The organism is Geodermatophilus sabuli (assembly GCF_900215145.1).
Taxonomy (GTDB): Bacteria; Actinomycetota; Actinomycetes; order Mycobacteriales; family Geodermatophilaceae; genus Geodermatophilus; species Geodermatophilus sabuli.
In genome coordinates, this window is record NZ_OBDO01000001.1 from 387,969 (window position 1) to 412,303 (window position 24,335).

The following is a 24,335-nucleotide window of genomic DNA, read 5'->3' on the forward strand; positions in this document are numbered from 1 at the left end:
TCGACCCCACCTCCGGGATCACCGGACCAGTCCCCACCCATCCTGGAACGACGAGGTGATCGCATGACGGCCGCAACCGGCCACGCCGGGTCCACGGCGGGCAGTGCCACCGGCACGGACATCTCGACACTGCGGGTGACCGGCAAGACCATGGTGGCCGACGGCGTGCTCACCCTGGAGCTGGCCTCGGCCACCGGTGGCCGCCTGCGCGACTGGACACCGGGCTCGCACATCGACCTGGTCCTGCCCAACGGGACCACGCGTCAGTACTCGCTCTGCGGAGACCGGTGGGATCCGTTCACGTACCGCGTCGGCGTTCTCCTGGAGCCGCGCAGCCGTGGTGGCTCCGCCTACGTCCACCATGAGCTGGCGGTCGGCGACCTCGTCGGCGTCGGCGGCCCGCGGAACAACTTCCCGCTCGTGCCCTCCGAGGAGTACCTCTTCGTCGCGGGCGGGATCGGGATCACCCCACTGGTCCCGATGGTGCAGCAGGCCGACATGCTCGGCGCCGACTGGCGCCTGCTCTACGGCGGCCGGCAGCGGTCGTCGATGGCCTTCCTCGACGAGCTTGCCCACCACGGCGACCGCGTGCAGGTCAGGCCCGAGGACGAGTTCGGCCTGCTGGACCTCGCCGGATTCCTCGGCGCGGCCCGGTCCGACGTCAAGATCTACTGCTGCGGCCCGACGCCCCTGCTGGCCGCCATCGAGAGCGCCTGTGCCGGCTGGTCGCCGTACAGCCTGCGCACCGAGCGGTTCGTCGCCGCGGAGCGGGGGGCGCCGGTCCGCAGCGCTCCCTTCGAGGTGGAGCTGGCACGCACCGGGGTCACGGTGACCGTTCCTCCGGACCGGTCCATCCTCGAGGCGGTCGGCACGGCGGGGGTGGACGTGCTCTCCTCCTGCCGGCAGGGGATCTGCGGAACCTGCGAGACGACGGTCCTCGCCGGCCGGCCGGACCACCGCGACGCGCTCCTCGCCGACGACGAGCTCGACACCACCGACTGCATGTACATCTGCGTGTCCCGCTCCGCCGGCGACCGCCTCGTCCTCGACCTGTGACCGGGGGGCCGTGACCGGGTGACAGGGGGTGCAGCGCGTCTGCACGTAACCTGCTCGATCGCACCGCATCCGAGAGGTCAGGGACATGCCGCGGACGAGCGAACCGGGTCGCAGCGTCAGCTCGCGGTTGCTCGAGGTCCTGTTCGCCTTCCAGCCCGGTCACACCCGGCTCACGCTGGCGGGGCTGGCGCGACGAACGGGGTTGCCGCAACCGACGGTGCGCCGGTTGGCGCTCGAGCTGGTCGAAGCCGGGGCGCTGGACCGGACGCCTGACGGGCTGCTGACCATCGGGACGAAGCTGTGGCAGCTGGGAACGCTGGCACCGTTGACAGAGCCGCTCCGGACGGTGGTCCTGCCGTTCATGGAGGACCTGTACACCGCCCTCAACCAGCACGTGCAGCTCGCGGTCCTGGAGGGGTACGAGGCGGTCGTCGTCGAGCGACTGTCCAAACCGGGTGCCGTGGGTCTGTTGTCACAGGTCGGCGGGCGGTTGCCACTGCACAGCTCGGGGGTGGGAAAGGTGCTCCTCGCCCACGGAGGGACGGAGCTCCTCGATGCTCTGGTGGATCGCGGACTGGACCGCTTCACGCCGAGCACCATCACGGATCCGGTGAGGCTCCGCCGTGAGCTGGCGGAGTGTCGACGAACGGGGATCGCCATCGTCCGAGAGGAGACGACCCCCAATGCTGATTCCGTCGCGACGCGCATCATCGACGCCGAGGGTCGGGTCGTCGCCGCCCTCTCCGTCGTCGTGCGTTCCGGATCCGTGGAGCTGAGGACGGTCATCCCCTCCGTCATCGCGAGTGGCCTCGGCATATCCCGTCGCCTGGGCTGGAACCCGAGACTCGGCGTGCGTGAGACGTCGACTGCGCGGTGAGCGGATGCAGACCGGAGGTTCAGTGAATCCGTCGACCTCACGCTCGGCCGATGCCTCGGTCCACCGTCGAACTGCTCCAAGGCGTGCAGTCCCCGCTTGGTCGCTGCGTCGGCTACGGCCTCGATCATCTCGTCGAGCGATCCGAAGTCCCCGGCGGAAGGCAGAACGGCGCAGGGCGTGCCGTGCGACGTCGCGCACACCGCTCCCGCTGACGAGAGCCATCAGCTCGAACGGCGGGCTCTTTCGCCGGCCATGGACAGCGTCGTCATGGTCAGGAGCCTGACGAGATCGACAGACGGCGGTTCAGCTTCCGCCGGCCCTGTCCCGATGCAGGTTCTGCTCCCTGTAGGCGAGGGGACGTCGAAGGCTCGGTGTGAGGCGACGGGACGGGGCCGCGGCTCGGGTTGCCGTCATCCAGAGGCAGACCCGCCTCATGTCATCCCTGGGCCTCCTGAGCGACGAGTGGAACTGGCTGACACGCGCGGCTGCGGGGGAGGAGTACAGCAACGCGCTCCGAACGGCGGTGACTGCGGGCGGACGGCACTGGACTGCACGAGCCGCCCACCTGCAGGCATGGCACTCGCGCGAACGTCGGTGAATGCCCCGAATGTGACTGGGGGTCAAGGGGTCGCAGGTTCAAATCCTGTCAGCCCGACGTAAGTGCGCAGGTCAAAGGCGAGTCGACGAACAGTCGGCTCGCCTCTGGCATGTCCTGGAGCGCCGAGTACAGCAACGGGCTGCTGTGCAGGCTCTGGCCGACGCTGTCGAACGGCCGGGCACGCGTCTGGCCGGCCACGGGATCGACCATCGTGGAGGTCCCCGGATCTTGGCTCGCTGTTCGCGCGAGAGGGTGTGCTCTCACCGTGCGCTCCTGACAGGCACGGCGCGGACAACCGGCCGCCACCGAACGCGATGAGATCCACTGATCACAGACGGGGCGTGCTCTCGATGAGCGACGTGACCGTGCGCGATGCGCTGAGTCCCCCGTGGACAACAGTGATCAGCCGAGAACGGGTCGAGTTCAGGACCTGATCGAGGCGGGTGCCCCGCGGCCCGAGCGCGCAAGAGCCGTTGGTGGAGGTGCCAGTCTCAGATCGTGGTCACCCGCGGGAGACAGGCGCGCGCAGGCCCACTTTCTCCAGCCTGGGGAGCACATCCTGGCTGAAGCTGGCCAACCCCGTGTCGTAGTCGAGCCACGTCAGGAGGACGCTCGACGACGCTTTTGCGTCCTGGTCGCGGCAGCTGCAGCTGCTGCAGACCATCCCTGGCGTCGGCCCGCGGGTCGCCCAGGTGATCATCGCCGAGACCGGCGCCGACATGTCCCGCTTCCCCCCGGCGGCGCATCTGGCCGCCTGGGCCGGCGTGGCGCCGGCGATCTACGAGTCGGCCGGCAAACGAAGCCCGGCCGGCGCCCGGCACGGCAACAAGTGGCTCAACCACATGCTGGTCGAGGCCGCCGGCTCGGTGGCCCGGATGAAGGGCGCCAACTACCTCTCGGCCCAACACGCACGGCTCACCGCCCGCCGCGGGATGGGCCGCGCTCAGGTGGCGGTGGCGCATTCGATCCTGGTCTCGGCCTACTACATGCTGAAGAACGACGAGCCCTACCAGGAGCTCGGCGCGGACTGGCTGGCCCGCCGCAACGACGAGGCCCACACCCGTCGGCTGGTCGCCCAGCTCGAACGCCTCGGACACACGGTGGTCCTCGACCCGGTCGCCTGACCGAAACTGCAGAAGAACTGGAGGGACGGGCTCCGCCCGCCTCGCGCTGACGCGCGCCTGCAACCCACTCATTCACGGGTCTGTGTGGCACATGATCTTGGTCCATCTCCAGTAGCGACCAGGAGCAGGATGGCCCGGTGGAGCAGAGCACCAGGATCGACGTCGAGGCCCCGGTCGAGCAGGTCTGGGAGGTGCTGCGCGAGGTCGAGCGGTGGCCGGAGTGGGCGTCGACGGTGACCTCGGTTCGACGCCTCGACGACGGGCCCCTCGCCGTCGGGTCCCGGGTCCGGGTGGAGCAGCCCCGGATCCCTCCGACCGAGGACGTGGTGACCGAGCTCGAGCCGGGCCGCTCGTTCATCTGGGTGGCCACCGGCCCGGGCGTCCGTGCCACCGCTCGGCACCTGCTCGAGGACCTTGGCACCGGCGGCACGCGGGTGACGCTGACGGTGGAGCAGGCCGGGCCCGTGGGGCGGGTGATGGGACGGTTCGTCGCCGCTCAGTACGCGGTCACGCCGCCGTCGACGGCCAGCGCCAGCGCCGATGTCCAGGTGGACTCGTCGGACAGCAGGTACAGGACGGCGTGCGAGATCTCCACCGGGTCCATGACGCTGTCGGGGTGGAAATGGGCGTAGGTGCTGAGCAGGTGCTCGTTGCCGGCGGCGATCTCACCGAACAGGGGCGAGATGTGCCGGGACATGTCGGTGTCGACCGGGCCTGGGTGCACGGTGTTGACCCGGATCCGGTGCTTGCCGAGCTCGGCGGCAAAGGTCTTCCCCATCCCGGTCACGGCGAACTTCGAGGCGGTGTAGGGGAGGTTGAAGGGGCCGCCCTTGAGCCCGTTGCCCGAGGAGATGAGGACGACGGACCCGCCGTGCCCAGCCTCGACCAGCACCGGTGCGGTGGCCATCACCGTGTTCCACACTCCGACGAGGTTGACGTCGATGACGTCCCGGAACTCCTGCTCGGTGAACTTGTCCCAGGCCTTGAAGATCTCGATGCCGGCGTTGGCGACGACGCCGTCGAGCCGGCCGAGTTCGGCGACCCCGCTGCGTACGACCTCCTTGAGGCGGGCGAGGTCCCGGACGTCGGCCTGCTCGGCGACGATCCGCCGGTCCAGGGCCTCGACGAGCCGCACGGTCTCCTGCAGGTCCTCCGGGGTGGCACCGCCGTACTGGGTGACCGTGGGGATCGACTCGCAGATGTCGACGGCGATGATGTCAGCGCCTTCCTCGGCGAGCCGGACCGCGTGGGCGCGGCCCTGACCGCGGGCTGCCCCGGTGATGAAGACGACCTTGCCGTCCATCCGTCCTGCCATTCCTGTGCTCCATCCTGAGGTGATCGGGGCGGTCGATGCCCCGATGGGGGTCTCGACTGGTGTTCGTGTCAACTCCGTCACACCTATGCTGACACGAATCGTCCAAATTAAGAAGAGCGATCATGGGCGGTTTCTCGCAGCCATCGACGGCCCATCGACTCGGCGAAGTACTCGGCCTGGTGGAAGTACTCGGCCTGGTGTGAGACGGCCGACGGTCAAGAACCTGGCAGCCGACGGTCGTGCCATCCCCGCCGAAACGAGTCCATCCCCAGTGCGCGGCGCCCTGGCCGACCGGTCGCGGTCCACTGCGACGTGGGAGGAAGTACACCTGCACGTGGTCGCCGTCCGCTGGGCGCGCCCAATCCCGGGCCGGGCTCAGCCCTGGACGAGCTCAGGGCTGAGGTGAGCGCAGCGGCCGTCGTAGCCGCACACAACCGCGTTCCCCGGCGGTGGCTCAGAGGAGAGTGCACTGGTCGGCACGAGGAGATCGAACAGGCACTCGCGGTCGTCCAGCACCCCCTTCGTCAGCGGGACTGCGGCGGAACCAGTGGCGCTGGTCGTCGTCCCGGAAGGCGTCTCCATGCGTGTGCTCGAGGCGGCCGTGCGACAGGCTGTGGAGGAGCCCAGGTCGGCCGACCGCACGTCGTCGCCCGTCGCTCTCGACGGACGCTGAGCCAGGACAGCACGGCCACGCGTGCACGCCATGCAGGGCTCGTCCCGCGCCCGGTGAGCGCGACCGCGCGGGACGCTGCCTGCAGGTCGGTGAGCGCCTGCGTGATGGGCGTTCAGGGTGCGATGTCGGGCGCGGTGACTCAGCCCTGCTCGGTGGCGACGTCGGCGTCCTCGCCGGCGATGTCCACGCGGGTCACGGCGTGTTCACGCCTGCCGCGCTGGGCTCGCGCCCGGGGCCGGGCGGGCCGGCGAAGGCCTGGGCGACCTGCATCCACCCCCGGGCGGCGTCCCCGGTCACCGACAGGTCGGTGTCCGACAGACGCCGGCGCTGGGTGACCACCAGGCAGAAGTCGAGGGCGGTGCCGGTCACCCGCTCGGCGGTCGCCCGGTCGCCCCACCGCCAGACGTCGCCGCTGGGGGCGGTCAGCTCGACAGCGACGTCGACCTCGGGCACGGGCAGCCCGCGGAGCCGATAGCTGAATGCCCGGGTGGCAACCCCGAGGTGGGCGATGTGTCGGAGCCGGTCGGTGGGAGGCCGGATGACGCCCAGGGCCTCGGCGACGTCCTGCCCATGGGCCCAGGTCTCCATGAGTCGAGCGGTGATGGCAGAGGTGATGCTCATGTCCGGCCCGTACCAGGGGAGGCGCAGGCTGGGGGAGGTGTCGGTGGCGAGGTCGAGGAGGGCAGCACGCGCCCGGCCGAACCAGGCCGCCGACTGCTCCGGCGTGAGGTCCCGCTGACTGCGGACCAGGCGGTCGGGGGAGTCCCCGCCGGGCGCCCTCAGCTCGTCCGCCTGGCGTCGGAAGCGCTCTGGGTCGGTGACCGCGAGCACCATCGCCTCGTCGAAGTAGGCCAGGTGGTTGATCTGGTCCTGCACGTTCCAACCTGCAGCGGGCGTGGGCGTCGACCACGCCTGGTGCTCGATGGTGTCGAGCACGTCTTGGAGCGAACGTGTCTCCTCGCGGAGGTCCTCGGTGACCTGCCGGTGCCGTCCGGCCGCCGCGGCGGCTCGCGCATCCGCCCGGTCTGTCTCGGGTGCGGTCACGCTGGGGCCTCCTCATCGTTGGCCCCGTCGACGAAGGGCAGCACCTGGACGAAGGCACCGGGACGCCGACGGCGACCTCGACCGCGCTGACCGTGCCGGTGAACGGGGCGTGTGGGCATGGTGCACCGTCATGGTCCGTCTGCGCGCCGGGCGCTGTCCGGCAGTCCGCGCCGCGGGGGGAGACCCCCTTGCCGTCCATCAGTCCTTGCCGTGCTGGTGGTCCGTCCCGTGGCCCGCGCCCCCTCGCCATCCCCGGGTCGATCGTCTGGACGGCGTCTCTGTGGTTCCTCAGCACCATGGACGAGGGCACGAGCGCACTCACCCTGCTGGCGGCCTACCTCGTCATGACCGCCTCGCAAGCCCTGATGTGGGCGCCGATGACGACGACGGCGCTGGCTCGTTGCGGGCCGAGCTCTACCCGCACGGCTCCGCGGCCTTCACCACCATCCAGCAGCTGGCCGGTGCCGCCGGCGGCGCGGTGCTCATCTCGGCGTACACCATCGGGTCGGACGCCGCGAACGCCGGAGCACTGAGCACCGCACAGGCCGTCTCCGCGGGACAGGCCGCGTTCGCCACTGCCGGGGCCATCGCCCTGGCCGCCGTCGTGGGCACGCTCCTCGTCGGCCGGGCACGCAGTCTCCCGAGCGCCTCCTGACGACATCCGTCCACAATGCTGCGACTCTGGACGACGACCTCCAGACGTCGGCACCGCGACAGCCGGGGTCGCCGGCCCGGCCAGATCGGCCGACCGGAACAGACCGGACAACGCAGTTCACACACACAGGAGAACCAGCATGAAGATCGGCATCCTCGGCGTCGGCAACATCGGCGCCACCCTCACCCGACGACTCAGCCTGGCCGGACACCAGGTGAAGGTGGCCAACTCCCGCGGCCCGGAGACCATCCCAGCCGCGGTGACCGCCGCGGGTGGAGAGGCTGTGCACGCACAGGACGTCGTCTCCGATGTCGAGGCGCTGGTCATCTCCATCCCGACGCTCGCGATCCCGGGCATCAAGCCGCTCATCGACGATCTGCCCGCCGGTGCGGTCCTGCTGGACACCTCGAACTACTACCCCTTCCGCGACGGCCACATCGCCGCCCTCGACGACGGGCAGGTCGAGAGCCTGTGGGTCTCCGACCAGCTGGGTCGCCCTGTCGTCAAGGCGTGGAACGCGATCCTGGCGGGCTCGTTCGCCCAGAAGGCCACGCCCGCGGGCAGCCCCCACCGCATCGCCATCCCGGTCGCGGCCGATGCCGACGACGCCCGGGCGCTCGGTTTGTCCCTCGTCGAACAGACGGGTTTCGACGGCTTCGATGCCGGGTCCCTGGCCGACTCGTGGCGCCAGCAGCCCGGTGCCCCGGCCTACTGCACCGACCTGACTCGCCACGAGCTGCCCGCGGCTCTGGCGGCGGCGGTGGCCAGTCGCTCGCCCAAGCGACGCGACCTGGCCATCAGCATCGCCGGCGAGCTCATGTCGGACCCCAGCGCCTTCCGGGGCGACGACTTCCTCCTCCAGGTCGCTCGGTTGATCTACCCCTGATCCCGCTGCTCAGCGGGGTGACTGCGACTGGGCGCAGCCCAGCCGTGGGCGACGTCGATGGGGTGTACGGCCGAGGCGACATGGGCCCACGGCGCCTCGGCCGTACACCCCGCACGGCCCTGCGGGCGCAGCAACCTCGGGATCGCCGTCCCGGGACACCTGGCACCGAAGTCCATCAACAGACAGGAAGAGGTAGGTGGATGACCACTCTGGGAGTCATCGGCAGCGGTGCGATCGGCAGCGGGGTCGCTCGGCTGGCGGTCGCGGCCGGCATGGACGTGGTGGTGAGCAACTCGCGCGGGCCGCAGACCCTCACCGAGCTGGTGGCGGACCTGGGGGACCGGGCTCGCGCGGGCGCGGTCGCGGAGGCCGCGGCAGCGGCTGACGCCGTACTCCTCGCCATCCCGCTGAAGGCGGTGCTGACGCTGCCGCCAGATCTGCTCGCGGGCCAGCTGGTGCTGGACACCTCGAACTACTACCCCGGGCGGGACGGCCGGATCCCCGAGCTCGACAGCGACGAGCTGACCACCAGCCAGCTCGTCCAGCGCCACCTCGTCGGTGCTCGCCTGGTGAAGGCCTTCAACAGCATCGGGGCCAACCAGCTCACGACCCGAGCGCGGCCGGCCGGCGACGCCGACCGCAGTGCCCTGCCGATCGCCGGGGACGACGATGGCGCGAAGCGAGAGGCCACCGCGCTGCTGGACCGCCTCGGCTTCGACGCGGTCGACACCGGCGGGACAGCCGGCAGCTGGCGCTCCGAGCCCAACACCCCGGTGTACGTCATGCCCTACCTCGGGTCACTGCCCGAGGATGCCGGCGGCGAGGAGATCGCGGAGTTCTTCTCGAACAGCCCCGGGGCGCCGGTCCCGGCCGACCGGGTGCGGGACCTGATCGCCGCCGCGGTGCGCGGCAAGGCCGGGGGTGAGTGGCCCTCGGCCTGGAGGAGCGGCCACCGACGCCCGGTCCGCCGACGAGGGACGGCTCCTCGGGAGGTTCCACCTGACCAGGCCTGCCCCTGCAAGCGCGGGGCAGGCCTGGTCACTGTTCGGTGCTGGGTGGCTCCAGCGGCTGAGGATCGACCGCCGGCTCGGCCGTGCGTCACCCCCGGGTGATGGGAGCCGACGAGGGAGACGTCCCACCGCACTCCGAGCAGGGCCGCTGCGCCAGGTCCAGCAGGCGGTTCACCGAGGGGTACGCCCACTCTTCCCAATTTGGACGAGACGTGTCAGTATGGTGGGCGTCACGTTGCCGGATGACCGCTCAGGGCCGCTGTGGGTGCTCGGCCCGAGCCGATCCGCGGCGTGCACTCTGCGGCCTCGATGTCGCCGATCCCCGACCGAAGCCGCGCGACAGGGACGAACGAGAAGGAAGGGAGGGCCGTCAGCGCCTTGGACGTAGTCGTCGAGAAGAACCTCAGGGTCGCGATGCGCGACGGCGTCGAACTCGCCACCGATGTCTATCGTCCGGCAGCCGGCGGTCCCTTTCCCACTCTGGTCGAACGCATCCCGTACAACAAAGAGCTCTACGGGATGATCAGCGGCTGGTTGGACGTGCTGCGCGCAACGCAAGAGGGGTTCGCGGTCGTCGTCCAGGACACGCGAGGCCGGTACCAGAGCGGCGGGACCTTCCGTCCGTTCGCCGACGAGAAGGCCGACGGCGGGGACACCGTCGCCTGGGCCGCCCGCCAGGAGTGGTCCACCGGGTCGGTGGGGATGTTCGGCAGCTCCTACACCGGCGCCACCCAGTGGCTGGCCGCCGCCGAGCGGCCGCCGGCCCTTGCTGCGATGTCGGCGGCCATCACCAGCAGTGACTACTACGAGAACTGGCTGTACCAGGGTGGCGCCTTCCGGCTGGGGTTCGCCCTGCAGTGGGTTGCGTCGTCGCTCGCCCTCGGTGAGCTGCTGCGCTCTGCCTCGGCCGAGGCGGAGCGCCTCGCCGACCTGCAGCGAATGCTCGACGACATGGGCGCGGTGTTCCGCAGGCTGCCCGAGCGCGACCACCCGGTGCTGACCGCGATCGCGCCGTACCTCTCGCAGTGGATGGACCACCCGGAGCGCGACGACTACTGGGCGCGGCTCTCGGCCCGGGGAGATGCCGTCACGGACATCCCGGTGCTGAACATCGGCGGATGGCACGACCTCTTCCTGGGCGGCACGATCGACAACTACCTCGCCCTGCGGGCTCGCACGGCAGAACCGGACGCGCGGCGGCAGCGGCTGGTCATCGGTCCGTGGGCCCACGGAGCGGCCAGCGGGGTGTTCCCGGAGCGGGCCTTCGGGATCCAGGCCGGCTTCGACGGGGCGGACATGACCGGCGTGCAACTGGCCTGGTTCAAGGAGCACCTGGCGGGCTCGCCTTCGGCGACGTCGTCCAGCCCGGTGCGGATCTTCGTCATGGGACCCGACGTCTGGCGCGACGAGCCGGACTGGCCCCTGCCTGACGCCGAGTACGTCGACTACTTCCTGGGCAGCACGGGCGGTGCACGAACCAGCAGTGGCGACGGCACACTGTCCACCGCAACCGGGTCGGAGGCGGTGTCCGACAGCTTCGTCTACGACCCTGCCGACCCGGTCATGACCTGCGGCGGCGCGACGTTCCTGCCCGGCCTCTTCATCGGAGCCAACGCGGGCCCTCGGGACCAGACGCGGACCGAGGCTCGTCCGGACGTCCTGTGCTACACCAGCCAGCCGCTCGACCGGTCGATGGAGGTCACCGGCCCGGTCCGGGCGAGACTGTACGTCTCGTCGAGCGCAGTCGACACCGACTTCACGGCGACGTTGGTGGACGTCCATCCGGACGGCCGGCCCGAGCTCGTGTGCGACGGCATCGTGCGCTGCCGCTACCGGACGTCGACGACGCGGCCGGAGTTCTTGGATCCCGGTGCGGTCTACGAGATCGAGGTCGACCTCGTCGCCACCGCCTACGTCTTCGCCGCCGGGCATCGCCTGCGGCTGGACGTGTCCAGCAGCAACTTCCCGAAGTTCGACCGCAATCCCAACGCCGCCGTCCCGGTCGCCGACGCCCGCCCCTCCGACCTGGTGGTCGCCACCAACACCGTGTGGCACGACAGCACCCGGCCGTCGAGAGTCGTGCTCCCCGTCGTCCGGCGGTCGGCGTGATCGCCCCGGTGAGGCACACGACGAGGGGTGCGCCGGTCGTCCCACGTCAGTGGACCCGGCCGGCGGTGGCGTACCGGACGTCGCCGGAGGTCCGGTGCGGCCCGGCACGAGAGGCGGTCGCGCGCCGTACCACGCCCGCCATCACGTGCGCACTCCCGTGTGGGACACGGGCCGGCGTCACGCGGCACTGGTCATGAGTCTCGTCGAGCCCTTGAGCGATGCATCCCGAGCTGAGAGAGGAGCGGTCATGAACACCGTGGACTATGACGCTGTTGTGGTAGGGGCCGGAGCTGGCGGTATCTACGCCGTTCACAAGCTGACCCAGGCGGGCTTGCGGGTCATCGCATTCGAGGGTGCGCCCGACGTGGGTGGAGTGTGGTACCACAACCGCTATCCCGGAGCGCGCGTCGACATCGAGAGCTACTTCTACTGCTTTCCGGACGAGGATCTCTATCCACGCTGGACCTGGAAGGAGCGCTATCCGGCTCAGCCCGAGATCCTGGCCTATCTGAACTTCGCCGCAGACACGTGGGGAGTCCGCCCGCACATCCGTTTCTCGACATGGGTCACCGGTGCGCAGTGGGAGTCGTCTGCGCACCGGTATCGCGTCACCGCGAGCAGCGGCGAATCGGTGACCGCACGCCATCTGGTCATGGCGTCCGGCCAGCTGTCGAAGGCTCGCCCACCGGCCTTCCCCGGTCTCGAGGACTTCCGCGGTCGCTGGGTCCAGACCGCACACTGGCCGACCGACCACGTGGAAACGGCGGGCAAGCGCATCGCCGTCATCGGAACCGGCTCCTCCGGCGTCCAGGCGGTGCCCGCGCTGGCGCGTGACGCCGAGAACGTCACGGTCTTCCATCGGACTGCGAACTATTCGGTTCCCGCGCAGAACGGTCCGCTCGATCAGCAGAAGTACGCCGATTACGCCAGCCGGGTCAGCGAGATGCGCGAGAAGATCCTGCACCATCCGGTCGGCTCGGACATCCCGCTCGGTGCCGGTCCGGCGAGCTCCTTCTCGCCGGACGAGCAGCAGGCGCTACTGCGGCAGCGCTGGGCCCGCGGCGGGCACACGATGAATGCGGTCTTCTCTGACCAGGGCACCGACATCCATGCGAACACGCTCGTGGCCGACTTCGTCCGCCAGCACGTGCGGGACACGGTGAAGGACCCGGCGAAGGCCGAGATCCTGATGCCGCATGCCTATCCGATCGGCACGCGACGCCTGTGCGTGGACACCGGCTACTACGAGGCCTTCAACCAGAGCAACGTGGACCTGATCGACATCAACCACGACCCCATCGAGCGGATCACGGAGAAGGGCATACGAACCCGGAACCACGACCTCGAGTTCGACCTGCTCGTCTTCGCGCTCGGCTTCAACGCCTTCACCGGCGCCCTCGACGAGGCGAACATCCGCAACGAACTCGGTGAGCGACCGTCCGACCGGTGGTCACGCGGGCCGCGCACGCTGCTCGGACTGATGACGCGAGGATTCCCGAATCTGTTCGTGCTCACCGGACCGGGAAGCCCCTCGGTGCTGGCCAACATGATCCTGGACAACGTCCAACACGTCGACTTCGTCGCCGACATGCTGCGCCACATGGGCGAGCGCGGCCACACCAGGGTCGAACCCGAGGAGAAGGCTCAGGACGAGTGGACGGCGCACGTGGCCGAGGCCGCGTCCAACCTGCTCCGGCTCAACGTCGAGAACTACATGGTGCACGTGAACCGCGAGGACGGCACCAGGGTCTTCATGCCGTACGTGGGCGGACTCGACAAGTACGTTGAGCACTGCGAGAAGGTCGTGGCCGACGACTTCGTCGGGTTCTCCTTCTCCTGAGTCGCGTGACGGGTCGATCCGACCAATGCACTCGTGCCGGCCGCGGAAGGGCCGGCACCGGGCCGATCGGGATGTCGCGGTGATCCCGGCGCGGCCCGCTGATCAGGACGACGTGGCGTCGTCCCACTCCAGATCCTGCAACCACCTCGCTGAGTGCCGTGGCCACGTCACGAGTGGCAGACCACCACGGCGACATCGTCAGGAGAGCTAGTGAGCCCCGAAACAGCGCAGACGGCCGAGGCGTACCCCGACATGGTCGCCGAGATCGCAGCACAGTCGCCGGACTCGATCTGCCTCGAAGAGGTCGACGGGCCGGTCAGGACCTATGGCGAGGTCCAGGCGAACGCCCGGGCGTGGCGGCAGGCGCTGGTCGGGCTCGGGCTGGCTGCCGGCGAGACCGTCCTGACATTCGTGGCGTCGTCGGTGGCCTCCGTCGAGTTGTGGTGCGGGATCGCGTACGTGGGCGCGATCGAGGCGTCGGCCAACCCCGCGTACCGGGGCGCACTCCTCGATCACATCATCAGTGACACCCGGGCCCGGATCGCCGTCGTCGACCACCGGTACCTGTCCTCCGTTCGAGAAGCACTGGTCCAGGCGCCGAACATCGAGTGCGTCGTCGTCATCGGTGGTGACAGCGAACTCCGCACCGAGGGCTCCACTGACGTCGTCCGGGCAGACGCCGTCCTCGAGGCGGTGGGGGAGTCCGCGGACACGTGGGCCGGCGCCGCGATACCGGGGCACGCGCCCGCCTGCATCCTCTACACCTCGGGCACGACGGGCTTGTCGAAGGGGGTCGTCGTGCCCTTCGCGCAGCTGAAGGAGGCGGCCTTCGGGGTCTTCCCGCCGACCGTCCTCAGCCAGGACGACGCCATCTATCTCCCCTTTCCGCCATCCCACATCACCTATCGCGCCAATCTGATGTCTGCGGCGCGGGTGCGGGGGCGGGCCGTTCTCCGTGAGCGGTTCTCCACCGACGCCTTCTGGGCGGACATCGAGAAGCACCAGTGCACCGCCACGCTGCTGCTCGGTGCGATGGCGAACTTCGTCTACCGGCAGGACGCCCATCCGGAGTCGACGCCTCTGCGGCGTGTGCAGATGATCCCGGTCATCCCGGAGGTGGAGGACTTCAAGAAGCGGCACGACGTGCTGGTGACCACGCAGTGGGGCATGACCGAGGTGTGCGCTCCGATCGTCGCGGTCGACTACGACGTCAGCATCTGGCAGAGCTGCGGTCGCCTGCGAGACGGATTCGACGCGCGGATCGTCGACGAGTTCGACTACGAGGTGGAAGACGGTGAGGTGGGGGAGCTCGTCCTGCGTCCTCATGCGCCGTGGCACTTCGCGTCCGGGTACTGGGGGAACGCGGAGGCGACGGCTGATGCCTGGCGCAACCTGTGGTTCCACACGGGAGACCAGTTCCGACGGGATCAGCACGGCAACTACTACATGGTGGACCGCCTCAAGGACTCGCTGCGCCGCCGCGGGGAGAACATCTCCTCCGCCGAGGTCGAGGCGGCGGTGCTGCAGCATCCCGACGTGATGGAGTGCGCGGTGGTGGGCGTCGACTCGGAGTGGGGCGAGCAGGAGGTCATGGCCTTCGTCGTCCCGAAACAGTCGCGGCGCCTCGACGAAGCCGCCCTGGACGAGTTCCTGTCCAGCCGGCTGGCCGAGTTCATGCGGCCACGTTTCATCGAGGTCGTCGACCTGCTGCCGAAGACGCCGACGGAGAAGATCCGCAAGGGTGCGCTCCGTGAGCGTGGCCGGGGGGCCAACACGTGGGCGCGACCTGAACGCGTCAGGTCGGCTGTCAAGCGGACGTCGGAGGGCGGTGCGTCCTGACCCCGATCTCGTCGCCGTATCGCTGGTCATTGGTGCGGAGGACCGCCGGTCGCGCGGCACTGATCCTGATGTCCGGCTAGGACGGGCGTCGATGGCCTCCCGACAGGGGTCCCGGTTCCGCGGGCCGGCCGGTGCTGCCACGTCGTCGGGACGGATGGCGAGTGGCCAGGAGCGGGTGCCGGTACGGCAGTCCGTCATGGGCTTGCGGATCACGCCGGCCCCAGGGTCGTGTTCGGCGGTTCGGTGCGGCAGCCGCTGTGGGTCGCCGTGGCCTGCGTCAGCGGACCGCCGGAGGTCCAGCGGACGAGGTGCCCATCGGCGTGCGCCGGTTTCTCCCGTGCAACCTCGCCCCCTCGCGCCTCCTCGATCGCGATGCGGTGTCGCGCATCGCAGGCCCCTGACCGCCGATCGCAGGACCGCCAGGAGCGCACGACCTCCCGCATCGGGAGCGATCACCACCGGGGCTCCAGAGGTCGATGCGGCGCAGTGAGGCACGGGGGCATCCCCACGACTGCGCCTGACGAAGCTGGCCCGCACGCCTCTGCAGGTCCTGCGCGCTGGCGGAGGGCGGACCTGCTGCAGCCAGGATGGTCCAAGGTCTTCCCAAATTGGACGAAACAAGTCAGTATGGTCCACATCACGTCGATGATCGTGATCCGGCGGAGTGACTCGGTCCTCCTGGGAGCGGTCGTCCCCAGCAGACGATCCGGCGCACGGGCCGCGCCTGTCGAGCACAGCAACTCAAAGGAGAGGCAACCTCATGACGCGTCGAATCCGCCCACTCGCCGCACGGCGCTCAGCGTCGTGGTCGACCCGCGGAGTCGTCCTCGCGACGATCGGGTGTCTGGCGCTGTCCGCCTGCGCCGACGACCCCAGCGACGTAACCACGGCAGCGGGGGATTCGTCAGCGGAGCACGTGACCCTCAGCGTCGCGGACGACGGCCCGTTCAGCGGGCTGGTCACCGGGTCGAACACCATCACACCGACCGTTGACGGGGACCAGGTGACGATCGATGTGGGCGGCACGGAGGTCACCGTCGACAAGGACAAGAAGCTCAAGGTCGGCTTCTTCGTGAACGGTGCCATCTCGCCGTTCTTCCAGACGGCCTTCGCCTGGGCCGAAGCCCAGGCGGAAGCCTATGGATACGAGGTGGAGCAGGTCGACGGCGCCTACGACCCCGCCAAGCAGGCCGACCAGATCCAGACGGCGATCAGCACGAAGAAGTACGACGCCATCATCGTGATCCCGGTGGACGGCGTGGGGTCGTGTGACTCCTTCACCAAGCAGGCGGCAGAGGCCGGGATCCTCGTCGTCGACTACTACAACCCGATGTGCGGCAAGGATGCCGAGCCGATCAACAACTGGTACGTGCCTGGCCTTCTCGGAGTGGTCGGAGGGGGGACGGACCCCGCCATCTACCAGGCCTTCGTGGAGCGCGCGATGGCAGCCCACCCCGAAGGGAAGGGCATGTCGCTGAACCTCGAAGCGTCGATGTGCACCTGCGCCGGCATCTACACCAGCGCGCTCGACGCTGCGCTGGAGGAGTACCCGGGTGTCGATCTCACGCAGACTGCGGCCGCGTCGCCCGACAAGGCCGGCGGGCAGTCCGTGACCGAGCAGTACCTGAAGGACAACCCGGACGCGGAGTTCATCCTCTCCCTGGCCGATGAGACCGGTGCCGGGGCAGTCGAGGCGGTCGAGGCTGCAGGGCTGACGGACCAGGTGAAGGTGTACATGTCCGGGGGCACTCCCGCGATCATGGACCTGATGGCGGCGGGCAAGGTCCACGGCACCCACCCGTACTACATGGGTTCAGCCGTGCAGAGCGCGATGCTGATGCTCCACGAGGCGGTGGCCGGTAACCCCGTGCCGACGGTGATCGCGAACGACGGTCACGTTCTCGACCCCTTCGCCGACCAGACGGCGCCGTTCCTGACCCTCGTGACGCCGGACATCGCTCGGAGCGGCGGGTACGTCCCGAACTCCGTCGACAACGCCCAGGCCAGGTAGAGCCGTGTCGACGGCGGACCGCAGCGCAATCAGGTGCCGGGGGCTGGTCAAGGAGTACGGGCGCTTCCGCGCTCTGGACGCCGTCGACCTGGACGTCCGCGAAGCGACGATCCATGCCCTGGTCGGTCAGAACGGGGCAGGCAAGTCCACCTGTCTCGGTCTCCTGGCCGGCCGGCAGGTGCCGACGGACGGCACGATCGAGGCCTTCGGTGAGCCCGTCGCGTTCCACTCACCTCGAGACGGCATACGGCTGGGGATCCGCTCGATCTACCAAGAGCTGACGATCGTGCCGACCTTGTCGACACAGGCCAACCTGTACCTCGGGTCGGAGGTCACGCGCTACGGACTGTTGTCGGAGCGGGAGATGCGGGCGACCCTCCGGGACCTGAACGACCGGCTCGGGGTGTCGATCCCGGCCGACATCCCAGCCGGCCGGTTGTCGGTGGCCGACCAGCAGATGCTCGAGATCATGCGCGCGCTCTGCTCGGATGCGCGGGTCATCCTGCTCGACGAGCCGACCGCAGCACTCTCTCTGACCGAGAGCCGCGCACTGCTCGGGACCATGAAGGAGTTGCGCGCACAAGGCACGACCATGGTGCTGGTCAGCCACAACCTCGAGGACGTCCTCGAAGTCTCGGATGACATCACCGTGTTCCGCGATGGCAGGGTCGCTCTGCCTGCCGCCGCGGACGTCCGGGACAAGAACGCGTTGGTGGCTGCGATGCTCGGTCCGTCGGGCCTCGAGCCGGGTGAGGTCGCGATCAAGGACCATGCGAGGCCGCATCGCGCGCCCGGATCCCGAGAAGTGCTGCGGGTCGAGAACCTGACCATTCCGGGCGCGGTCACCGACATCTCGTTCAGCTTGATGGAGGGCGAGCTCCTGGGTCTCGGTGGGCTGGTCGGCTCCGGCCGGACCACTGTGCTACGAGCACTGGTCGGATTGGGCCACCGAACGTCGGGCCGGCTGTGGATCGACGGGACGCAGGTGAAGTGGCCGTCCTCTCCCCACGCTGCCTTGCGTCTCGGGATCGCGATGATCCCCGAGAACCGCAAGACGGACGGGGTCCTGCTCGGCGACTCCAGCTCGGTCAACATCGCGATCGGCAATCTCGACCGGGCCACCCGCGGCCGGATTCTCACCAAGGCCAGGCTCGCCAGTAGCACGGTGGGAGCGGCCAAGGGCGCCGGCTTCGACTCGTCGAGACTGCCGAGCAAGGCGGGAACGCTCTCGGGGGGCAACCAGCAGAAACTGCTGTTCGCACGGTGGGACTACGCCCCAGTCAAGATCCTCCTGGCGGACGAGCCGACGAGGGGTATCGACATCGGGGCGAAGGCGATCATCGCCGAGAAGCTGGTCGAACGGTGCGAGCGCGGAGTGGGCGTGATCCTTGCGTCCAGCGAGATGGAAGAGGTCACCGACCTGTGCTCGCGGGTCGTCGTGCTCCGCGAAGGCCGTCCCGTCGGCGAGCTCAACCGGGACAACGGACGGATCACCGTCGAGCAGATCCTCAGCCTTTCATTCGGCCTCGCGCCGACCCAGTCCCAGGAGGCGCATGATGGCCACATTGACGTCTGACCCCACGGTCGAGGAGTCGAGCGCACCGAGGACGACGCGCCGGGACGTCGCCGTCACGTTGCTCTACAAGAACGCAATGTTGCTGGTGTTGGCGGTCCTCGTGGTCACGGCCGCGTTCACCTACGACAACTTCCTCGAATGGAACAACTTCAAGATCATCCTTGTCCAGAATGCCGGGCTGGGGATCATTGCGGTTGGTGTCACTTTGCTCATGGTCACCGGCGCATTCGACTTGTCGGTCGTGCCGGTGTTCGTGCTCGGAGCTGCGGTCTATGCCGCGATGGCCGACGACATGGGCTGGGGGTTGGCGCTGGTGGCCGCCCTCTTGGCCGGATCGATCACCGGTGTCATCAACGGCTTCATCGTGGCCAAGGTCGGGGTGAACTCGTTCATCGCCACCCTCGCGACGGCGTCAGCCTTCGCAGGAATCGTGCTGAGCGGGTTGGGGAACGACCAGGTGACGCTGACGACGCCCAGCCCGCGACTGCTCGGGACCGGTTCCGTGCTGGGCATACCGATCCCGATCTTGCTGCTGGTGGCGGTCTTCCTCATCGGCCAGCTCGTGTTGGGCTCCACGGCGTACGGCCGACGACTCAAGACCGTGGGCGGCAGCGAGCACGCCGCACGCCTGGCTGGACTGCGGGTCGAACGGCTGCGCGTGAGCGCCTACGTCATCGTCGGGATCTGCGCCTGCCTTGCCGGGGTGGTCTTCGTGGCACGACTCGGCAGCATGCAAGCCACGCAGTTGACGAACTCCGCTCCGCTGCTGCTCGACGCCATCGCCATCGTGGTCGTGGGTGGCACCTCGCTCTACGGCGGGGAGGGGGCGGTGTGGAGAACAGCGATCGGGCTCTTGATCTTCGGCGTCCTCGACAACGTCATCGCCGGTGTCAATGCGAGCGCGGCAACCGAACAGATCGTCAAGGGTGTCGTCGTGCTCTTTGCCGTGATCACCGATCTGCGCTCGCGACAACGATCAGTCTGACACCACGAAGGGCACGCATGATGGGCGGCCGCCTCGCTCAGACATTTGAGCTCGGCGAGGTGGCACCCGCGGTAGGTGCCCTCGGCCAGGTCGTGCGAGGCGGCGCCGCCCCGCCGGTTGGTCGCGGTCGAGCCGGGCCGACCCAGACGTAGCACTCACAGTTCCAATCGGACTCTGCCGGCCGCGATCAGACAGCCTGTCAGGTCGATGCAGCGGGTGTTCCTTGTCAACCGGCGGTTACGCCGGCCACGCGCGCCAGAACCCAGGACTGGGCCTTCTGCCTGGATCATGCCCTGAATGGGTGCAGCAATCCTCCGTCGCGGAACACCGCCCGTGGTGCTTGCAGTCGGGCTGCTCGGCCCTTTTCTGCGGAGCTCGTGTCGCTTGTGTACTCGACTGTCCCGACGGACGCCGACAAAGCTGATGAGAGGCCGGAAGGGCAGGACATGAAGTACTCGATGAACTGCTGGGCGGCGCTGGGTGACAGCCCCACCGCGGATGACTATGTCGCGCTGGCCCAGCACATGGAAGCGCTGGGTTATCACGGCGTCTGGATGGCGGATCATGTGGCCGTGCCGACGCTGTTCGACCGGTCGCAATATCCTTACCCTTCCGGATTCCCGGAGAACTCCAACTGGGTGGATCCGTTCACGTGGCTGGCCGCTATCGCCACGTGCACGAAGCACGTGAAACTGGGTACCACGGTTGCCATCGTCCCGGCCCGTCCGCCGGTGACCCAGGCGCAGACCGTGGCAACGCTCGACGTGATGTCCAATGGGCGTTTCGTCTATGGCATCGGCCTGGGATGGATGGAGGCGGAGTACGACCTCCTCAACGTGCCCTTCAAGAATCGGGGGCGGCGGACCAACGAGTACATCCGCATCATGAAACAGCTCTGGTCAGGTGATACCGGACCTTTCGCGGGCGAGTTCTACAGCCACGGCGGCGCACTTCTGAAGCCGTTGCCGGTGCAGAAGCCCCACCCCATGTTGATTGTGGGCGGGGAAGGGGTGCCCGCCTTCAAACGGCTGATCGAACTGGACGGCGATGGCCTGCACGGCACCTACAAGTCACCTGAGGCGTATCGGCAGGACATGGAGCTGCTCAAGTCGATGATGGCGGCGGCCGGCCGGGACGTGGACGACTTGTGGAACACGATGATGTGCACCGCCGAGGATGTCCCACATGCACTCGGAAATCCCGCTGCGATCGCCGAACTGGAGGAAATGGGCGTGAAGGAGATCGTATTCGCGCCCAAGTTCTCGTCGGTCGACGAGGGGATGCGCATGACGGAACACATCGCCGATCAGATGTCGCGCTGACGCGGGCGCTCAACGGCGGGCTGCCTCGCACTGTGGTCGTCGGAGGCACCGGCGCCACGGCGGCGACGGGCCGTGTGGAGAACAGCCTGGCGATCTTGATCTTCGGCGTCCTCGACAACGTCATCGTCGGAATCGACGGTGCCTGCCTACGCCCCGGGGCGTTGATGACGGCGGCGTAGCGGCTTCGGCGGTGGATGTGGTGGGCCAGTCGGCGGGAGGCGACGCCGCACCGCAGGTTCGTGGCGGTGGCCCGAGCGGAGCTGGGCGGGGGCGTCTGGCTTCACGACCCTCGCCCTCGTCGTGCGAAGAGTCTGGACGACCCGGCGTCGACCCGGCGCAATCGCCGTTGCCGAGGACCCGGACGCCTTGCTCCCGGACTGGCGCGGGCCCATCGGGCGGTGGCGGTGGGGACTCGGCCGGCAAACCCCCCATGAACGAGGCCCTCGGCTGCCGAGTCGCCACCACGATGGACGGCGCTGTGTGTTCTCCGAGAAGGGAGCCCGGTGCACCTCCGGCGTCGCGAACCACCGTGGCCGGACAGCCGGTCGACGCCGCCTCGACATCGAGCTTGCGGTAGCCCGAGCCCGTCGCGGAGCACGACCATCTCGGTGCGGTCGGACGTGACCTCGGCCAGGGACACCGCCGTGACGTTGACCCGTGAGGTCCCGGCGGTCATGGTCTCGTCGTTCTCGACGAGTCTTCCCGGCGCCGAGCGGCCACCCACAGGTCCTGGGGTGGCTTTCGCCCAGGTCGTGCAGCGCGGGTTCTCGCCGGGTTCCTAATCTGGACGATGTGTGTCAGTATGGTGGGCGTCACGTTGTGGCGGGCCGGGCCCCGGTGAGCTGAGGCATTCCCCGCGGGGGGCGGTCGCCGGGGGCGGGTGCTGCGGCGCGGGTGTGCCGTCGTGTCGGGGCCCGACGTGGTGGCTGGTCTTGTGGTGGCGGTCGCGATGACCTCGAAGGAGCTGCTGGCGATGTATGAGCGGTATCAGACGATGGGGTTCGAGCTGTCCGGCAGTGGTGTGCTGACGGTGACGTTTCTGCGGGCGGACAAGCTGAATGCGATCGACGCGGAGTTCCATCGTGAGTTGTCGACGGTGTTCGCCGACATCGGGATGGATCGTCGGGTGCGGGCGGTGGTGCTGACCGGTGCGGGGCGGGCGTTCTGTGCCGGGGGTGATCTGGAGTGGATCGCCGGGGAGACGCCGGTGACCCGGGAGACCACGTTCTTCGAGGCCAAGAAGATCGTCGATGATCTGCTGAACGTGCCGCAGCCGGTGATCGCCGCGGTCAACGGTGCCGCGGCCGGTTATGGCTTCACGATGGCGTTGATGAGTGATTTCAGCATCGTGGCCGAGGACGCCCGGTTGTCCGATCCGCATGTCGTGATCGGCCTGGTGGCCGGCGACGGCGGAGCGATGATGTGGCCGATCCTGGTGGGGATGGCGCGGGCCAAGCGGCATCTGCTCACCGGGGATCCGGTGGTGGGCAGCGTGGCCGCGGAGTGGGGTCTGGTCACCGAGGCGTGTCCGGCCGGTGAGGTGCTGCCGCGGGCGTTGGCGCTGGCCGAGCGGATGGCGGCGTCCCCGCAGGTGGCGGTGCAGGGCACGAAGAAGGCGCTGAACGCCATCTTGCACATGCTCTCCAGCCTGACGTTGGATCTCGGGTTCCAGGCCGAGCGGCTGTCGGCGGTGTCGGAGGACCACCAGCGCCTGCTCGCCGAGGCGCGGGAGGCCCGGGCCCGCCGGCGCGCGTCGGCGGCGGTCCCGCAGTGAACCCGCTCCAGGCCACGTCCACACCCGGACTCATGATGGACGTCGACCTGAACGTCGCGCTGATCCTGCGGAGGATGCGTGCCGTCCACCACCGGTCGCGGGTGATCTCGAGGTCGGCGAGCCGCCCCGATGGGCCGTCGCGTTCGGCCACGTTCGCCGAGGTCCTGGACCGTTCGGAGCGCCTCGCTGCGGGGCTGGCACAGCTGGGCGTGAAGCCGGGGGACCGGGTCGGCAGTCTGGCGTGGAACACCCAGGAGCACCTCGAGACCTACTACGCCGTCACGGGCATGGGCGCGGTGCTGCACACGGCGAACCCGCGGCTGCACGAGGACCAACTGGTGTACACGGTCAACCACGCGCGGGACAGCGTGCTGATCGTGGAGTCCTCGTTCCGAGCCCAGATCGATGGTCTACGGCATCGACTGCCGCACCTCCAGCACGTCGTGGTCATCGAGGCCGCCGGCAGCGACCTCGCTCATGGCGAGATCGGCTTCGAGGACCTCATCGCGCAGGCCCCCCAGCCGCTCGCGCCGGTCGACGTCGACGAGCGTGCTGCGGCGGCACTCTGCTACACGTCTGGCACGACGGGGGACCCGAAGGGGGTGCTGTACTCCCATCGGTCGATCGTCCTGCACTCACTGGCCATGGCAGGTCGCGACGTCTTCCGGATCGGCGAGGAGGACGTCGTCCTGGGGCTGGTTCCGCTCTTCCATGCCCTCGGGTGGGGGCTGCCCTTCCTCTGCGGGCTCACCGGTGCCGACATGGTCCTGCCCGGACCCAACCTCCAGCCTGACGCGGTGGCAGAGCTGATCTCCGAGCACCGGGTGACCTGGGCCGGAGGCGTTCCCACGGTGTGGATGGACCTGCTGCGGCTCCTCCAGGTGAGGGCCTCGGCCGGCACCCCGGTCGACCTGTCCAGCCTGAAGACCGTGGTCGCTGGAGGGACCGCAGTCCCGGAGGCACTCATGCGCGCCTACGGTGACCTCGGAGTCGGCTTCGTCCAGGGGTGGGGCATGACCGAGGTCTTCCCGGGAGCCACCATGGTGACGCCGTCGGCCATGGCCGACACCGATGGCGGGTGGCAGCTGCGCACGTCAGCTGGGCGGGTCTCGCCCCTCTACGAGATGCGTGTCGTCACCGCCGACGGCACCGAGCTGCCCAGAGACGGTGTCACCGTGGGTGAGCTGGAGATCCGCGGACCCATGGTCGCCGGCTCCTATCTCGACCTCCCTGTCAGCGAGAACAGCTTCCGCGACGGCTGGCTGCGGACCGGGGACGTCGGGACGATCGATGCGAACGGGTGGATGCGGATCACCGATCGGCTGAAGGACGCGATCAAGTCCGGGGGCGAGTGGATCAGTTCCGTGGACCTGGAGTCGGCACTGATGGCCCACCCCTCGGTGCACGAGGCGGCCGTGGTGGGGCGTCCGGATGCCCGTTGGGGTGAGCGCCCTGCGGCCTTCGTCGTGACCGACCGAGCAGTCGACACCGACGAGCTACGCGACCACCTGACGGGACGCGTGGCGAAGTGGTGGATCCCGGACGACTTCCGTCGGCTCGAGCACATACCGCGGACCAGCACCGGGAAATTCGACAAGAAGGCTCTGAGAGAGAGTCTCGAGATCCGCGCCTAGGGCGGCG

Annotated in this window: 19 protein-coding genes and 1 pseudogene; 17 read left to right on the forward strand and 3 right to left on the reverse strand. The window is 69.1% G+C overall.

Annotation, left to right across the window (positions count from 1 at the left end):
* Positions 1-63 precede the first annotated feature (63 nt).
* Both CRP39_RS01940 and CRP39_RS01945 read left to right on the forward strand, forming a co-directional pair.
* A complete protein-coding gene (locus CRP39_RS01940) occupies positions 64-1,056 on the forward strand; it encodes a PDR/VanB family oxidoreductase (protein WP_097203865.1) in 993 nt (330 codons plus the stop codon).
* 85 nt (positions 1,057-1,141) lie between these two features.
* A complete protein-coding gene (locus CRP39_RS01945; protein ID WP_097203867.1) occupies positions 1,142-1,933 on the forward strand; it encodes an IclR family transcriptional regulator in 792 nt (263 codons plus the stop codon).
* 646 nt (positions 1,934-2,579) lie between these two features.
* Here CRP39_RS01945 and CRP39_RS26590 read toward each other — a convergent pair.
* On the reverse strand, positions 2,580-2,741 hold the full coding sequence (locus CRP39_RS26590; protein ID WP_172442248.1) for a hypothetical protein: 162 nt from the start codon (positions 2,739-2,741) through the stop codon (positions 2,580-2,582).
* Between the two features lie 443 nt (positions 2,742-3,184).
* On the opposite strand from CRP39_RS26590, the gene CRP39_RS01950 reads away from it, so the two are divergent.
* A complete protein-coding gene (locus CRP39_RS01950) occupies positions 3,185-3,655 on the forward strand; it encodes a transposase (protein ID WP_260179817.1) in 471 nt (156 codons plus the stop codon).
* A gap of 137 nt (positions 3,656-3,792) precedes the next feature.
* A pseudogene (locus tag CRP39_RS01955) lies at positions 3,793-4,140 on the forward strand (SRPBCC family protein); the annotation flags it as partial.
* An 11-nt stretch (positions 4,141-4,151) separates the two neighbouring features.
* Here the strand turns inward: CRP39_RS01955 and CRP39_RS01960 are convergent.
* Both CRP39_RS01960 and CRP39_RS01970 read right to left on the reverse strand, forming a co-directional pair.
* Positions 4,152-4,970, reverse strand: a complete 819-nt coding sequence (locus CRP39_RS01960; protein ID WP_097203869.1) for a mycofactocin-coupled SDR family oxidoreductase — start codon at positions 4,968-4,970, stop codon at positions 4,152-4,154.
* A gap of 865 nt (positions 4,971-5,835) precedes the next feature.
* Complete coding sequence (locus CRP39_RS01970; RefSeq protein WP_097203873.1) at positions 5,836-6,687, reverse strand: TIGR03084 family metal-binding protein; 852 nt, start codon at positions 6,685-6,687, stop codon at positions 5,836-5,838.
* 367 nt (positions 6,688-7,054) lie between these two features.
* Here CRP39_RS01970 and CRP39_RS01975 point away from each other — a divergent pair, with 367 nt between their 5' ends.
* The 13 genes from CRP39_RS01975 (at position 7,055) to CRP39_RS02030 (ending at position 24,328) form a co-directional block, all read left to right on the forward strand.
* Positions 7,055-7,342 (forward strand): hypothetical protein, encoded by a 288-nt coding sequence (locus CRP39_RS01975; protein ID WP_097203874.1) that lies wholly within the window; start codon positions 7,055-7,057, stop codon positions 7,340-7,342.
* A gap of 139 nt (positions 7,343-7,481) precedes the next feature.
* Positions 7,482-8,228: an NADPH-dependent F420 reductase gene (locus CRP39_RS01980; protein ID WP_097203876.1), complete on the forward strand. Its 747-nt coding sequence runs from the start codon at positions 7,482-7,484 to the stop codon at positions 8,226-8,228.
* Positions 8,229-8,428: 200 nt separating this feature from the next.
* Entirely contained in the window at positions 8,429-9,340 is a 912-nt protein-coding gene (locus CRP39_RS01985; RefSeq protein WP_097203878.1) for an NADPH-dependent F420 reductase, read from the forward strand.
* Positions 9,341-9,616: 276 nt separating this feature from the next.
* The gene (locus CRP39_RS01990; RefSeq protein ID WP_216359573.1) at positions 9,617-11,347 is read left to right on the forward strand and encodes a CocE/NonD family hydrolase; all 1,731 of its coding nucleotides are present in this window, start codon (positions 9,617-9,619) and stop codon (positions 11,345-11,347) included.
* A 247-nt stretch (positions 11,348-11,594) separates the two neighbouring features.
* Positions 11,595-13,187, forward strand: a complete 1,593-nt coding sequence (locus tag CRP39_RS01995) for a flavin-containing monooxygenase (protein WP_172442249.1) — start codon at positions 11,595-11,597, stop codon at positions 13,185-13,187.
* Positions 13,188-13,397: 210 nt separating this feature from the next.
* Positions 13,398-15,026 carry an AMP-binding protein gene (locus tag CRP39_RS02000; RefSeq protein WP_097203883.1) on the forward strand — a complete coding sequence of 543 codons (1,629 nt, stop codon included), beginning with the start codon at positions 13,398-13,400 and terminating at the stop codon, positions 15,024-15,026.
* A gap of 916 nt (positions 15,027-15,942) precedes the next feature.
* Positions 15,943-17,037, forward strand: coding sequence for a sugar ABC transporter substrate-binding protein (locus CRP39_RS02005; RefSeq protein ID WP_172442250.1), 1,095 nt, complete (start codon positions 15,943-15,945; stop codon positions 17,035-17,037).
* Between the two features lie 4 nt (positions 17,038-17,041).
* Positions 17,042-18,613, forward strand: a complete 1,572-nt coding sequence (locus CRP39_RS02010) for a sugar ABC transporter ATP-binding protein (RefSeq protein WP_097203887.1) — start codon at positions 17,042-17,044, stop codon at positions 18,611-18,613.
* A complete protein-coding gene (locus tag CRP39_RS02015; RefSeq protein WP_097203889.1) occupies positions 18,591-19,598 on the forward strand; it encodes an ABC transporter permease in 1,008 nt (335 codons plus the stop codon). The genes CRP39_RS02010 and CRP39_RS02015 overlap by 23 nt, the downstream gene beginning before the upstream one ends.
* Before the next feature lie 446 nt (positions 19,599-20,044).
* On the forward strand, positions 20,045-20,920 hold the full coding sequence (locus tag CRP39_RS02020) for a TIGR03619 family F420-dependent LLM class oxidoreductase (protein WP_143426519.1): 876 nt from the start codon (positions 20,045-20,047) through the stop codon (positions 20,918-20,920).
* 32 nt (positions 20,921-20,952) lie between these two features.
* A complete protein-coding gene (locus CRP39_RS26595) occupies positions 20,953-21,099 on the forward strand; it encodes a hypothetical protein (RefSeq protein WP_172442251.1) in 147 nt (48 codons plus the stop codon).
* Between the two features lie 725 nt (positions 21,100-21,824).
* Positions 21,825-22,694 (forward strand): enoyl-CoA hydratase-related protein, encoded by an 870-nt coding sequence (locus CRP39_RS02025; protein WP_143426521.1) that lies wholly within the window; start codon positions 21,825-21,827, stop codon positions 22,692-22,694.
* 32 nt (positions 22,695-22,726) lie between these two features.
* On the forward strand, positions 22,727-24,328 hold the full coding sequence (locus CRP39_RS02030; protein ID WP_097205067.1) for a long-chain fatty acid--CoA ligase: 1,602 nt from the start codon (positions 22,727-22,729) through the stop codon (positions 24,326-24,328).
* Positions 24,329-24,335: the final 7 nt, after the last annotated feature.

Bases quoted from the DNA above. Each gene is read 5' to 3' on its own strand.
- CRP39_RS01940 (WP_097203865.1), top strand. From the start codon at position 64: ATGACGGCCGCAACCGGCCACGCCGGGTCCACGGCGGGCAGTGCCACC.
- CRP39_RS01945 (WP_097203867.1), top strand. From the start codon at position 1,142: ATGCCGCGGACGAGCGAACCGGGTCGCAGCGTCAGCTCGCGGTTGCTC.
- CRP39_RS26590 (WP_172442248.1), bottom strand. From the start codon at position 2,741: ATGGTCGATCCCGTGGCCGGCCAGACGCGTGCCCGGCCGTTCGACAGC.
- CRP39_RS01960 (WP_097203869.1), bottom strand. From the start codon at position 4,970: ATGGCAGGACGGATGGACGGCAAGGTCGTCTTCATCACCGGGGCAGCC.
- CRP39_RS01980 (WP_097203876.1), top strand. From the start codon at position 7,482: ATGAAGATCGGCATCCTCGGCGTCGGCAACATCGGCGCCACCCTCACC.
- CRP39_RS01985 (WP_097203878.1), top strand. From the start codon at position 8,429: ATGACCACTCTGGGAGTCATCGGCAGCGGTGCGATCGGCAGCGGGGTC.
- CRP39_RS01995 (WP_172442249.1), top strand. From the start codon at position 11,595: ATGAACACCGTGGACTATGACGCTGTTGTGGTAGGGGCCGGAGCTGGC.
- CRP39_RS02015 (WP_097203889.1), top strand. From the start codon at position 18,591: ATGATGGCCACATTGACGTCTGACCCCACGGTCGAGGAGTCGAGCGCA.
- CRP39_RS02020 (WP_143426519.1), top strand. From the start codon at position 20,045: ATGAAGTACTCGATGAACTGCTGGGCGGCGCTGGGTGACAGCCCCACC.
- CRP39_RS02030 (WP_097205067.1), top strand. From the start codon at position 22,727: ATGATGGACGTCGACCTGAACGTCGCGCTGATCCTGCGGAGGATGCGT.